This is a genomic window from Flavobacterium sp. N1736 (assembly GCF_025947065.1).
Taxonomy (GTDB): Bacteria; Bacteroidota; Bacteroidia; order Flavobacteriales; family Flavobacteriaceae; genus Flavobacterium.
On sequence record NZ_CP109994.1, the window covers coordinates 2,611,764 to 2,624,066 of the forward strand.

The 12,303-nt window shown below is 34.0% G+C and carries 10 protein-coding genes and 3 tRNA genes; 7 read left to right on the forward strand and 6 right to left on the reverse strand.

Features of this window, described 5'->3' with window-relative positions:
- Positions 1-60 precede the first annotated feature (60 nt).
- Positions 61-1,857 carry a translational GTPase TypA gene (typA, locus tag OLM54_RS10830; protein ID WP_264534662.1) on the reverse strand — a complete coding sequence of 599 codons (1,797 nt, stop codon included), beginning with the start codon at positions 1,855-1,857 and terminating at the stop codon, positions 61-63.
- Between the two features lie 167 nt (positions 1,858-2,024).
- On the opposite strand from typA, the gene OLM54_RS10835 reads away from it, so the two are divergent.
- Together OLM54_RS10835 and OLM54_RS10840 are read left to right on the forward strand one after the other, a co-directional pair.
- On the forward strand, positions 2,025-3,737 hold the full coding sequence (locus OLM54_RS10835) for a PAS domain-containing sensor histidine kinase (protein ID WP_264534663.1): 1,713 nt from the start codon (positions 2,025-2,027) through the stop codon (positions 3,735-3,737).
- A gap of 4 nt (positions 3,738-3,741) precedes the next feature.
- The gene (locus OLM54_RS10840) at positions 3,742-4,155 is read left to right on the forward strand and encodes a response regulator (RefSeq protein WP_264534664.1); all 414 of its coding nucleotides are present in this window, start codon (positions 3,742-3,744) and stop codon (positions 4,153-4,155) included.
- A gap of 85 nt (positions 4,156-4,240) precedes the next feature.
- Here the strand turns inward: OLM54_RS10840 and rpsT are convergent, their stop codons facing one another.
- The 5 genes from rpsT to proS form a co-directional block, all read right to left on the reverse strand.
- Complete coding sequence (gene rpsT, locus OLM54_RS10845) at positions 4,241-4,492, reverse strand: 30S ribosomal protein S20 (protein WP_160375900.1); 252 nt, start codon at positions 4,490-4,492, stop codon at positions 4,241-4,243.
- Between the two features lie 155 nt (positions 4,493-4,647).
- Positions 4,648-4,719: transfer RNA gene (locus OLM54_RS10850), tRNA-Glu, on the reverse strand.
- A 43-nt stretch (positions 4,720-4,762) separates the two neighbouring features.
- Positions 4,763-4,834 (reverse strand) — tRNA-Glu (locus OLM54_RS10855).
- 45 nt (positions 4,835-4,879) lie between these two features.
- Positions 4,880-4,951: transfer RNA gene (locus tag OLM54_RS10860), tRNA-Glu, on the reverse strand.
- A gap of 77 nt (positions 4,952-5,028) precedes the next feature.
- The gene (gene proS / locus OLM54_RS10865) at positions 5,029-6,507 is read right to left on the reverse strand and encodes a proline--tRNA ligase (RefSeq protein ID WP_264534665.1); all 1,479 of its coding nucleotides are present in this window, start codon (positions 6,505-6,507) and stop codon (positions 5,029-5,031) included.
- 100 nt (positions 6,508-6,607) lie between these two features.
- On the opposite strand from proS, the gene OLM54_RS10870 reads away from it, so the two are divergent.
- The 5 genes from OLM54_RS10870 (at position 6,608) to OLM54_RS10890 (ending at position 12,280) form a co-directional block, all read left to right on the forward strand.
- The gene (locus tag OLM54_RS10870; protein WP_264534666.1) at positions 6,608-7,606 is read left to right on the forward strand and encodes a hypothetical protein; all 999 of its coding nucleotides are present in this window, start codon (positions 6,608-6,610) and stop codon (positions 7,604-7,606) included.
- Positions 7,607-7,653: 47 nt separating this feature from the next.
- Complete coding sequence (locus OLM54_RS10875) at positions 7,654-9,231, forward strand: OmpP1/FadL family transporter (RefSeq protein ID WP_264534667.1); 1,578 nt, start codon at positions 7,654-7,656, stop codon at positions 9,229-9,231.
- A gap of 196 nt (positions 9,232-9,427) precedes the next feature.
- Positions 9,428-10,741 carry a 30S ribosomal protein S12 methylthiotransferase RimO gene (gene rimO, locus OLM54_RS10880; RefSeq protein ID WP_264534668.1) on the forward strand — a complete coding sequence of 438 codons (1,314 nt, stop codon included), beginning with the start codon at positions 9,428-9,430 and terminating at the stop codon, positions 10,739-10,741.
- A gap of 39 nt (positions 10,742-10,780) precedes the next feature.
- Positions 10,781-11,341, forward strand: a complete 561-nt coding sequence (locus tag OLM54_RS10885) for a hypothetical protein (protein WP_264534669.1) — start codon at positions 10,781-10,783, stop codon at positions 11,339-11,341.
- A 33-nt stretch (positions 11,342-11,374) separates the two neighbouring features.
- On the forward strand, positions 11,375-12,280 hold the full coding sequence (locus OLM54_RS10890; protein ID WP_264534670.1) for an N-acetylmuramoyl-L-alanine amidase: 906 nt from the start codon (positions 11,375-11,377) through the stop codon (positions 12,278-12,280).
- Positions 12,281-12,303 lie beyond the last annotated feature (23 nt).

The window sequence follows — 12,303 nt, forward strand, 5'->3', positions numbered from 1 at the left end:
AAAAAAATCCCAAACTCCTTATAATTGGAATTTGGGATTTTTATATTGAAAATTAAATTCTTAGAATTTAAATCTTTTTCTATCAGTTTCTGTCAAATAGATTTTTCTCAAACGAATAGATTTTGGTGTAACCTCTACATATTCATCTTTTTGAATATACTCTAAAGCTTCTTCAAGAGAGAAAATAATTGGTGGAATGATTCTTGCTTTTTCATCATTTCCAGAAGAACGAACGTTAGATTGTTTTTTCTCTTTAGTTACGTTTACACACATATCATCAGCACGAGAGTTTTCTCCAATTACCTGACCTTCGTAGATTTCAGCATTTGGTTCAACAAAAAACTTACCACGATCTTGTAATTTATCGATAGAATAAGGAATAGCTTTTCCTTTTTCCATAGAAATCAAAGAACCTTTGTTACGTCCTGAAATTTCTCCTTTGTAAGGCTCATATCCAATAAAACGGTGAGCCATAATAGCTTCACCAGCTGTTGCAGTTAATAATTGGTTACGTAATCCAATAATTCCACGTGATGGAATATTAAATTTTACAATCATACGTTCCCCTTTAGTTTCCATAGAAAGCATTTCTCCTTTACGCATTGTAACGAATTCAACTGCTCTACCTGAAAGATTTTCTGGTAAGTCAATAGTTAATTCCTCAATTGGCTCACATTTTTTACCATCAATTTCTTTGATGATAACTTGTGGCTGACCAATTTGTAACTCATACCCTTCTCTTCTCATTGTTTCAATAAGAACAGATAAGTGAAGTACTCCACGACCAAAAACCATGAATTTATCAGCAGAATCAGTTTCACCTAACTTCATAGCTAAGTTTTTCTCTAATTCTTTTGTCAATCTTTCTCTAATATGACGAGAAGTTACAAATTTACCTTCTTTACCAAAGAAAGGTGAATCGTTAATTGTAAACAACATACTCATTGTTGGCTCATCAATTGCGATAGTTTGTAAAGCTTCAGGATTTTCAGAATCGGCGATTGTATCACCAATTTCAAAACCTTCAATTCCAATAATAGCACAAATATCACCAGCAATTACTTGTTGTACTTTTTTACGGCCTAAACCTTCAAAAGTATGTAATTCTTTAATACGTGATTTTATAACTTTACCATCTCTTTTTACCAAAGAAATTGGCATTCCTTCATTCAACACACCTCTTTCAAGACGACCAATAGCGATACGACCTGTAAATGCAGAGAAATCTAAAGATGTAATCAACATTTGTGGTGTTCCTTCTGATACTTTAGGAGCCGGTACATTTTTGATTACCATGTCTAATAAAGGCTCGATGTTGTCAGTTTGGTTTTTCCAATCGTCAGACATCCAGTTGTTTTTAGCAGAACCGTAAACAGTTGGAAAATCTAATTGCTCTTCAGAAGCACCTAATTCAAACATTAAGTCAAAAACTTTTTCATGAACTTCTTCAGGAGTACAGTTTTCTTTATCAACTTTATTGATAACTACGCATGGTTTAAGACCTAAGTCAATAGCTTTTTGTAATACAAAACGAGTTTGTGGCATTGGGCCTTCAAAAGCATCCACTAATAAACATACACCATCGGCCATGTTCAATACACGTTCTACTTCACCTCCAAAATCCGCGTGGCCTGGAGTGTCAATAATATTGATTTTTGTTCCTTTGTATTGAACAGAAACGTTTTTAGAAGTAATAGTAATACCTCTTTCACGCTCTAAATCGTTATTATCAAGAATTAAATCACCTGTATTTTCGTTGTCACGAAATAATTGACAGTGATACATAATTTTATCAACCAAAGTGGTTTTACCGTGATCGACGTGGGCAATAATTGCAATATTTCTAATAGATTCCATCTGTGATTTTTAATGGGTGCAAAGGTACACTTTATTTTCATATAAAAAACGTTTCTGCGATAGTTTGCGTATAGACAACTAATTAGTTAACAAAAAACTGCATTATTTAAGTGTAAAATCAACTTTTGTTATTGTTTAATTATAGTTAATTTAATTATATTTGAGTAATGAAAAGTAAAACTCTCCAAATTACTCTAATCTATATTACCATTTCGTTATTTGTAGCTATTATCTGCGACAAATTGCTAACTAGCTTTATCTCTTCTAAACAGGATTTTTATTTCTTTATCATAAAAGACTTTATTTTCATCTTAATTACCGGTCTTATTTTCAAGTACATACTTTCGAAAAACGAAAACAGAAACAAATCAATTTTCGAAAAATTCAAAACTACAAATGAAGAAATTAAAGAATCGAATGAAAAATATGATATTGTAGCAAAAGCAACAAGTGACACTATTTGGGACTGGAAAATTCAGGAAGACAGCATTAATTGGAATAAAGGAATCGAAAGCGTTTTTGGATATAAACAAGAAGATGTTGGAAAAACGTCAAAATGGTGGTTTGATAAAATTCATCCCGAAGACAGTATTAGAATGTCTATTAAATTATATTCATTTATCGAACAAAAAACCGAAAAATGGCAAGATCAATATCGTTTCAGATGTGCAGACGGAACTTATAAATATGTTCTGGATCGGGGTTTTTTATTAAAAGACGAAAACGGAAGGGCTATCAGAATGATTGGGGCAATTCAGGATATCACGAAACAAAAAGAAGAAGAACAGCGATTAAAACTTCTTGAAACCGTAATCACACAATCAAAAGATTCTATCTTAATTACAGAAGCAAATTCTGTAAATGGTAAAATCCCAAAAATAGTTTACGTAAATCCTGCATTTTCTCAAATGTCAGGTTATCATTCAAACGAAATAATTGGAAAATCAACCAATATTTTCAACAAAGGACCAAATTCAGATTCAGATGAATTAAAAAAACTTTTACGAGCTATTAAAAATGAGGAAGAATGCCTCATAGAGACCATTAGTTACACAAAACAAAAAGAAGAATATTGGGTTCGATTTTCTATGATTCCGATTTTCAATAACGAAGGTGTAATTTCGCATTGGATTTCTATTCAAAGAGATATTACCGATGAGAAAAAACTAGAGACAGAAAAAGAACATCTTATTCGTGAATTAACACAAAACAATAAGGATTTAAAACAGTTTTCATACATCACATCGCACAACTTGCGCGCACCTCTGTCTAACTTAATCGGTCTTTTAAATCTTACCGAAGATATTCCGATTGAAGATTCTGAACTCGAAGAAATTCTTGCCGGATTTAGTAAATCAACCCATTTGCTAAATGAAACTATCAATGATCTGGTAAAAGTGATCATTATTAAAGACAATCCTTCGATGCAAAAAGAAGAAGTCTCCTTAAAAGAAATATTTGAAAATGTCTTTAGTCAATTATCTTTTCAAATCGAATTACACAAACCAATTATTAAACTAAAGTTTGACAGAGTACCATTATTAAACACAAACAAAGCTTATATTGAAAGTATTTTACTTAATTTACTGACCAATTCCATAAAATACAAATCAGAAAACAGAAAACTCAAAATTTCCATAATTGCAGAACAAATCGATCATCAGGTAATCCTGATCTTTAAAGACAACGGAATTGGAATTGATTTAGAAAGAAATCGCGACAAAGTTTTTGGATTATACCAAAGATTTCATAACTATCCTGACAGTAAAGGATTAGGATTATATCTTGTAAAATCGCAGGTAGAAACAATGGGAGGTACTATTGGTATAGAAAGCGAAGTTAACAAAGGGACTACTTTTACAATAACTTTTAAAAATTAATATTATGCTTGAGCAGATTTTATGTGTTGATGACGATCCAATTACATTGATGTTATGCAAAAAAGTGATTTCAAAATCTTCTTTTTCCAAAGAAATCATTACAGCTCCAAATGGCGAAGAAGCTCTACATCATTTTAATACTTTAAAGTATAACAATAGTAAAAATAAAGTAAACAAAAAACCGGAATTAATTTTTTTAGATTTAAATATGCCTGTAATGGGCGGTTGGGAATTTCTTGATCATTTTACTTCTCCATATTATTCTGAATTTAATACGGCAAAAGTTATTGTGTTATCTTCTACAATTGATCCTCACGATTTAGCCAAGGCAAAAAAATATCCAATTATTATTGACTTTCTTTCAAAGCCTATTACAAAACCAATGTTAGAATACCTAAAAAAGAAAATAGAACTTTAAGGAAAAAGAAGAATTTCCCATTTGTTCAAACAAAAAAAAGTCCTCTAAAAGAGGACTTTTTATATTTTTAGGAAATTGTAATTAATTACAATTTAGCAACATGTTTAGTTAATTTAGACTTCAGGTTAGAAGCTTTATTATCATGAATGATGTTCTTTTTAGCTAATTTATCAATCATAGAGATTACAGTTGATAATTTAGAAGTTGCATCAGATTTATCAGTAGCTAATCTTAACGCTTTGATAGCATTACGAGTAGTTTTATGTTGGTATCTGTTAAGAACTCTTCTTTTTTCGTTACTTCTGATTCTTTTTAATGCTGACTTATGATTTGCCATTTTGTTTTAATTTTAGATGTAATAATTATTATAGATACTAGTTAAAAAAGAAAAACCTCCCACAATTGCAAAACAATCACTTTGGTTTTAACTAATAAAACAAAAATCGAGACACCAATTTTTATTTTATAAAACTTATTCACAACTAATTTTAGTAGTCTGTAAGGGAATCGAACCCCTGTTACCAGGACGAAAGCCTGGAGTCCTAACCCCTAGACGAACAGACCAGTTCTTCTAAGTTTTCTTCAATTTATAATAAACTGAAATTTGTAGCCCGTAGCGGAATCGAACCGCTCTTACATGGATGAAAACCATGCGTCCTAACCGATAGACGAACGGGCCATTTTTTACATCAAGTTAAATAACGTAATTCACAAAAGAAAATAGTAGCCCGTAGCGGAATCGAACCGCTCTTACATGGATGAAAACCATGCGTCCTAACCGATAGACGAACGGGCCTGCTTCTCTAATGCGGATGCAAAAATACAACTATTTTTAAGATGTACAATACCTGACGCAAAAAAAATTAAAATTTTTTAATATGCCTTCGCAAAAAGCACTCTTTTTGAAGAAGGATTCCCAGTAAGCACACAGGTTCCCGCCTCTTCTACAGCATCCAAAGGGATGCAGCGAATCGTCGCTTTTGTCAAGTCTTTTATCTTTTCTTCAGTAGCAGCAGTACCGTCCCAATGAGCTGATACAAAACCTGCTTTTCCATCCAAAACTTCCTTAAATTCCTCAAAACTATTTACTTCCGTAATATGCGTATTACGATATTCTAATGCTTTATTAAATAAATCATTTTGAATTTGCTCTAACAGGTCATTTATATAGTTTACAATTCCTTCACCAGAAACCGTTTCTTTTGTCAATGTGTCACGTCTTGCTACTTCAAAAGTTCCGTTTTCTAAATCTTTTGGTCCAACAGCAATTCTAACCGGAACTCCTTTTAATTCCCATTCAGCAAACTTGAATCCTGGTTTTTGAGTTGTTCTGTCATCATATTTAACTGAAATCTTCAACTTTTTCAACTTGGCGGTTAATTCATTCACTGCCGTTGTGATTTCTGCTAATTGTTCATCTGTTTTATAAATTGGAACTATCACCACTTGTATTGGCGCTAAATTAGGAGGCAAAACCAATCCCTGATCATCAGAATGCGTCATAACCAAAGCTCCCATCAAGCGGGTAGAAACTCCCCAGGAAGTTCCCCACACATGCTCTTGTTTTCCTTCGGCATTTGCAAATTTCACATCAAATGCTTTTGCAAAGTTCTGACCTAAAAAGTGAGATGTTCCTGCCTGCAATGCTTTTCCGTCCTGCATTAAAGCTTCAATACAATAAGTTTCATCTGCTCCTGCAAAACGTTCTGTTTCGGTTTTTATACCTTTTACCACAGGAATCGCCATGAAGTTTTCTGCAAAATCCGCATAAACATTCATCATCTTTTCAGACTCTTCCAAAGCTTCTGCTTTTGTAGCATGAGCCGTATGCCCTTCCTGCCATAAAAACTCAGCAGTTCTCAAAAACAAACGTGTACGCATTTCCCAACGAACAACATTTGCCCATTGATTGATTAATAAAGGTAAATCTCTGTAAGACTGTACCCATCCTTTATAAGTAGACCAAATAATTGCCTCACTTGTAGGACGAACAATAAGTTCTTCTTCTAATTTGGCATTTGGATCAACCATTAGTTTTCCGGGTTTATCCGGATCATTTTTTAATCTATAATGGGTTACGATAGCGCACTCTTTTGCGAATCCTTCAGCATTTTTTTCTTCAGCTTCAAACATGCTTTTGGGCACAAATAAAGGAAAATATGCATTTTGATGTCCGGTCTCTTTAAACATTCTGTCAAGCTCTGCCTGCATTTTTTCCCAAATCGCATATCCGTATGGTTTTATTACCATACAGCCTCTAACCCCTGAATTTTCGGCTAAATCTGCTTTTACAACCAGTTCATTATACCATTTCGAATAATCTTCTGATCTTGTAGTGAGGTTCTTACTCATATTGAATAGTTTGGCACAAATTTTGTTTTAATAATTTAACTAAATAGTTTGACAAAACTAACTATTTTTGTAATGTGCAACAATAAAAATCACCACAGATATGAAAACTTCTATTTCTCTTCGCCAAAACTCAGCTCATTTCTACCTAATTGGATTACTGAGTTTTCTAGCAGCTTCGTGTGGTTCTTACCAAAATACTTCATACAGTGATAATGACGGAGTATATGGTGGTTCATCAAGAACATACGCTCAAACTACTACCACAGGTACAAACAATCAATATAAGGATTATTTCAAATCATTACAAGACGATAATCAGCCAACTGAGATTTTTACAGATGTAGATTCTTATGGCAATTACGCCGAAAATGACAGTACACAAACTGCTGTAACAACAAATGCATACCCTGCATGGGGAAGTGCTAATACCGAAGTAGCTGTAAACTATTACTCTGATCCAACCTGGTCAATAGGATTTGGTTTTGGACTTGGATATCCATATTACGGATGGGGTTATGGCGGCGGTTACTGGGGATACCCTGGCTATGCCTGGGGATACCCTGGATATTGGGGAGGTGGTTACTACCCTGGATACTGGGGAGGTTACGGATACCGTTACAACAACTACGCTTACAACTATGGCAGAAGAGGATCTGCAGCTTACTATGGCGGAAGAAACTACGCTTATAACAGAAATTATACTTCAAGAGGATATACTAACAGAGGATACACTGACAGAAGCTATAGCAATAGAAGCTACACGAACAGAGGAAGCTATACCACTAATAGAAATTATACCAACAGAAGCAACGGCTATTCTGACTATAGAAGAAGCGCTGTAAATGGCAGAACGTCAAGTCCTACTTTTACAAATAGAAACTATTCTAATTCTAACAGAAGCAGTTACGATTATTCAAACAGAGGTTCAGGTAACACTACCAGAAGCTACAATAGCGGCAGCAACAACTCATCTAGAAGTTATTCATCACCAAGCAGCGGATCTTCACGTTCTTATAGCAGTGGCGGCGGTGGCGGAAGCATGAGATCATCTGGCGGCGGCGGTGGAAGATCTGGCGGTGGCGGTGGAGGAAGAAGATAATTTCTCTACTGTTTAACATCTACAAAATCATTTAACACCTAAATCAAATGAAAAAAATATTATTCCTAATTATATCGGGACTAACTATTAGCGTCTCACATTCACAAGAAGTTTCAGATGCTGTACGTTATGCTCAGGACAATTTAACCGGAACTGCCAGATTTAGAGCCATGAGTGGAGCCTTTGGAGCAGTTGGCGGAGATTTATCTTCTCTTTCTGTAAACCCTGCCGGATCTGCTATATTTTTGAACAATCAGGTTGCAATAACTTTTAGCAATCAGAATATTAAAAATAATTCTAGTTACTTCGGAACTCAAACAAGTGACAAAGACAACTCTTTTATCCTGAATCAGGCTGGCGGTGTTTTTGTTTTTAACGATAGAAATAATAAAAGTGGTTGGAATAAAATAGCTATTGGAGCTTCTTATGAAAATACCAATAATTTCAATAATAACACATACTCTGCTGGAACGAATCCAACACGTTCTATTGATGGGTATTTTTTAGCTTATGCTAATTATGGTAATGGAGGAGCGCCAGTGCCTGGTCAATTTGTTGAAATAGGTGACAAAGAGCCAATCACTAACAGATACGGTTTTTTAGGTTCTAATTTACCTAATAGCCAATATCCTAATTTATCAGGATTCTCTGCTCAGCAAGCAATGTTAGGATATCAAGGTTTTATAATAAATGCCGATGACGAAAATAATCCAAACAGTACTTATAGCACAAATGTTCCTGCTGGCGGCAATTTTTATCAGGATAATATAATATCTGAACGAGGATACAATAGTAAAGTAAGTTTTAACATTGCAACCTCATATAAAGACAGAATTTATCTTGGAGCCAACTTAAATGTACATGTTACTGATTATAGAAGATCAAGCAGTTTTTATGAAGAAAATGATAATCCATTAGTTCCTGCTCCAACTATCTCTAATTTAACTTTTAATAACGAATTATATACTTACGGAAACGGATTCTCTTTTCAACTCGGAGCCATTGGTAAAGTTACAGAAGCTTTTCGTCTTGGTATAGCATACGAATCTAATACATGGTACGAACTTTATGATGAAGTTCATCAAAGTTTATATACACTAACAGAAACAAGCGGAGGACAAGGGGTTGAATATACATTAAATCCTGACTATGTAAACGTTTACGAATCTTACACCTTACAAACACCCGGAAAATTTACTTTTAGTGGAGCTTATATCTTCGGAAAATCAGGTTTAATTAGTATTGATTATGCTATAAAAGATTACGGAAACACTAAATTTAAACCAAATAGTGGCGGTTTTGGAGGATTAAACAACGACATCAGCGACCAAATGACCAGTAATGGTGAATTAAGAGTTGGTGCTGAATACAAAATAAAAAGATTGAGTTTAAGAGGCGGATATCGTTTTGAAGGAAGTCCTTATAAAAACAAAACTACAATTGGAGATTTAAACAGTTACTCTGGTGGTTTGGGTTATAATTTTGGAGGCACAAAATTAGATTTAGCCTATTCTTATGCAGAGAGAAAAACAAGTCAGGGATTTTTTGCAACAGGATTAACTGATCCTGCCAATATTACATCGAAACTAAATAATGTTTCTTTGTCTTTATTATTTGAATTGTAATTAAGAATAAATAGATTATCTAAATTTCCGTCAGGTCTTTTACCTGGCGGATTTTTTTTAGCCCTGATACAAAAAGATATAACAGAAACCAGTCCCAATAACTATTCAGGAAGCTTCATAAAAAACATCTAAAAGAAACCGAAACAACTGGTGTTTGAATAAAAAAGTGTAATTTTGCACTCCAATTTATAAAAGTATGAGAACCAAGTCTTTAAAAAAGAACAAAATTAACGTAATCACTCTTGGGTGTTCGAAGAATGTGTATGACAGCGAAGTGCTTATGGGTCAGCTTCGTGCGAATGGAAAAGACGTACAACACGAAGCTCCGGCAGCCGAAGAAGGAAACATAATTGTAATTAACACTTGCGGATTTATCGATAATGCAAAAGCAGAATCAGTAAATATGATTTTGGAATATGCTGATAAAAAAGACAAAGGTTTAGTAGACAAGGTTTTTGTAACCGGATGTTTATCTGAACGTTACAGACCGGATCTGGAAAAAGAAATCCCAAATGTCGATCAATATTTTGGTACTACAGAATTACCTCAACTATTGAAAGCTTTAGGTGCCGACTATAAACACGAATTGTTAGGAGAACGCTTAACGACAACTCCGAAAAACTACGCTTATTTAAAAATTGCTGAAGGTTGCGACAGACCTTGCAGTTTTTGTGCGATTCCGTTAATGCGTGGAAAACACGTTTCTCAAACTATTGAGAAATTAGTGAAAGAAGCAGAAGGTTTAGCTAAAAATGGCGTAAAAGAACTAATCTTAATTGCTCAAGACTTAACGTATTATGGTCTTGATATTTATAAAAAGAGAAATCTTGCCGAACTTTTAGAAGCTTTGGTAAAAGTAGAAGGCATTGAATGGATTCGTTTGCACTACGCCTTCCCTACCGGTTTCCCGATGGACGTTTTGGAAGTAATGAAACGCGAGCCAAAAATTTGTAATTATATTGATATTCCGTTGCAGCATATTTCTGATTCTATTTTGAAATCAATGCGTCGTGGTACAACTCAGGCAAAAACAACACAATTGTTGAAAGATTTTCGCGCTGCGGTTCCGGGGATGGCAATTAGAACTACATTAATTGTTGGTTATCCGGGAGAAACTCAGGAAGATTTTGAAATTTTGAAAGATTTCGTTCAGGAAATGAAATTTGACAGAATGGGCTGTTTCGCTTATTCTCACGAAGAAAACACACATGCTTATTTACTTGAAGACGACGTTCCGGATGATATAAAACAAGCAAGAGCAAATGAAATTATGGAATTGCAATCGCAAATTTCATGGGATTTAAATCAGGAAAAAGTAGGTCAGGTTTTCAAATGTATTATCGACAGAAAAGAAGGCGCTCATTTTGTGGGAAGAACAGAATTTGATAGTCCGGATGTTGATAACGAAGTTTTAATAGATGCATCAAAACATTACGTAAAAACAGGTGAATTTGTTAATATAAGGATAATTGAAGCAACAGAATTTGATTTATACGGAGAACCTGCTTAAATTTACGGTATTCTTTTGCTAACTTTAGATAAAACATTTATGAAACCGATACAATCTTTATTTCTTTTAGTTTTTACCTTATTATGTTTCAATTCAGTTTCTGCACAATACGGAAACGGATATAATAATGGTTACGGCGGCGGCGGATATGGCGGCGGTGGCGGCTACGGAAGAGGCGGCGGAATGGGAATGGACAGAAGTATGATGCAAGGAAATCCAGGCAACACAAGCAAACCAAAGGAAATTCCTGCTGAAGAAACTGCAGCCAGAATCGTTGAACAAATGAAACCTGTAGTCAATCTGGATGAATTGCAGGCTATTGCAATTACAAATGTTTTAACGGACAGCATGAAAGAACAAGGAGTTCTTTTGAAAAACGAAAGCAGCAGCCAGGATGAAAAAATTGAGCAAATGAAAGCTTTAAGAGAAAGCACGACTAAAAAAATAACTGCCTTTTTAAATCCTGACCAAATCCCAAAATACACCGATTTCATGGAGAATTTTAAGGAGATAAAAAAATCGAAATCTAAAAAGAAAAAAGATTCTAAAGAAAATAAAGACGATAAAAAAGAAACAGAAGCAATAAAAACACAAGAATAATTGTTTTAACTTATATTTAAAAATAACAAAACCATGGCAAAAAAACATTTTTGTTATCTGATTTTAGCAATTATTATTACTTCTTGCTCTACAAATCCTTATAAAACTACTGAGAAAGTTTACGATCAGCAGCTTAAAAATTTAGAGAATCAAATTACCAGTAAAGAAGCACAAAATATACCTGCCGTTAGCCCGTTAGTTATCGATACTACATATGCGCAACAATTGGGTATTGTAAAAGATACGTTGTCAAAAACAGGATCTACTGCTTTATTAAATGGTATAAATACAGAATGGATTGGTACTGTCAATTTTAATTTAAGAAAACCAAGTTTTATTATTATTCACCATACCGCACAGGATTCTATTCAGCAAACTATAAATACTTTTACCAAGACCAAAACGCAGGTAAGTGCACATTACATAATTTCTGAAAATGGAAAAGTAGTGCAAATGCTAAATGACTATTTAAGAGCATGGCACGCCGGAGCATCATCTTGGGGAAAAAACACTGATTTAAATTCGACTTCAATTGGTATTGAACTTGACAATAATGGTTTTAAACCTTTTACCGAAGCGCAAATAAGCAGTTTGGTTGCCCTTTTAACAAAACTAAAAAAAGATTATAATATTCCGACTCAAAATATTCTGGGTCATGCTGACATTGCTCCTGGCAGAAAACAAGATCCAAGTGCATTGTTTCCGTGGAAAACATTAGCTGAAAAAGGATTTGGTATTTGGCCGGATGAAATTTTAGAAGAAGCTCCTTTTGATTTTAAAATAGAACAGGCTTTACGTATTATTGGTTATAATACCAAGAATCTTTCAGCTGCAATTCAGGCTTTTAAATTACATTATATCCAAACGGATGCAACAGCAGTTTTAGATCGAAAAACAATAGATACGATTTATTCAATTTACAAAAAACAACTTCAATAAATCTCATCCTTATAAAAATTCAA